Raw genomic sequence first — 1,729 nt, forward strand, 5'->3', positions numbered from 1 at the left:
ACGGGAATTAATTAAGAAAATAACCCAACAACAACAGCTAAAATTTATGATTTATGAATCAACATCGGAGACAATTTAACAATGGATAATTATATTCATCCACGGGAGCAAGATGCTCCCACTACCCAAAATCTTTAAGAGGATATCTGAAAAGTTGTTTCATACTAAATTTTGCCCCCCTAGCCCCTAATTCTGGGGGGAATAAGAATCTATTAGCTGCTGAAAGTACCCCCATTTTGGGGGATGCGCGGTGGCTTTTGAATTTGACTGATAACTAAATTTTGCCCCCCTAGCCCCCCAATTCTGGGGGGAACAAGAATCTATTAGCTGCTGAAAGTACCCCCATTTTGGGGGATGCACGGGGGCTTTTGAATTTGACTGATAACTGAATTTTGCCCCCTAGCCCCCCAATTCTGGGGGGAACAAGAATCTATTAGCTGGTGAAAGTCCCCCTTTTTATCCCCCTCCTGTCCCCCTTGGAAAGGGGGAAGCCAGAGGATGCTGCGCTTGTTGTTGAATGGGGGATTTAGGGGGCGCGTGATGTAGCAAATGTTGAGCGGCTAGGTTTAGAATTTTTTCTCGCTTTTGTTGTAATATTTCTATAGTTTTCACGGCCTAACAATAATTTTATTCTTCTTCAGATAATTTTTCCTGAGTTGCTTCTTTTGAGGGAGGTAAAATTATAGGGTTTGCCTGATATTCGGTAGATTTATCTGTGGGTAAACGACGCACTAAGTCATGTTGTACTAATCTATCTAATATCGGTAATACTTGACTAAATTCTTGCACTTTCATCCGCTTCAAGTCATTCATTGTGGCGCTGGTGTCTGACAACAACCCTCTTTCTAAGATTAAGTCAAGCACATAATAATCTTCTGGACTCAATTCTGACTGCCCCCGTAATTCTTGACTGACATATTCTAAACCTTCCTGAAATACTTCTGGGGTGATTTTTTCGGCTTTCAATTCTGCTGCTTTCAGTAATACATAGTTAGCGATGCGGTTAAACCAACGGGGAATACCTTCGGAACGTTGGCAGAGTTGTTTTGCTGTTTCCAGGGTGAAGGGATGAACTGTCTCAGGATTTTCTGGGTCTTTGTTTGTTTCTCTGATGCGGGCGCTTTCCAGATAGTTAATTAACATTTCATAGGTTGTCGGTTGGTCTAATTCTGTGATTTCTAATGCTAGATCGAATAATCCTCTTTCGCTGATGAGTAGATCGCGAGTCAAACCTGAAGGATGCCCTGTTAAAATAAACCAAGCATCTCCTTTGAGCATTCCTTGAGCATTGTGCAATAGTTGACGCACCCGGTCTGGGTCTTGTTTGTCTAAGTCATCTATTGCAACAACAACACGAGTATATTTTTGCAGCGCCCTGTCTAATAAGTCTTGAAAGGCAAGTGTGGGAAATTGAGTGGGGTTAACTGTTTCACTTTCTTCTTCAAAACTGCCACCAATACCTGCGATTTTTCCTTCAATTTTTGTCTTGGTTTTGCGAGTTAATTCACTGACTAATCCCATTTGCTTTAACAGTTGTTGTGCCCATTCATAGTTTGGCATACTTCGAGCTAGAGCAATGAGGGCAGCAGTTGCTAATTCTGTTTTTTCCGTAGGTAGACTAATATATGTAGCTAGGGTATCTTTGCTTTTACGTTGCAAGACGCTTAATACTTCCAGAATAAAGGCTGTTTTGCCAATGCCAACGGGGCCGTATACTAATATCCGCTTC

At 41.6% G+C, this 1,729-nt stretch carries 1 protein-coding gene; it reads right to left on the bottom strand.

Annotated elements, in window-relative coordinates; translation table 11 throughout:
- Positions 1–627 precede the first annotated feature (627 nt).
- A partial coding sequence (locus tag AC3DU7_RS09980; protein WP_488039199.1) for an ATP-binding protein occupies positions 628–1,729 on the bottom strand: 1,102 nt, incomplete at its 5' end.

This window comes from Okeania sp. (assembly GCF_983059655.1).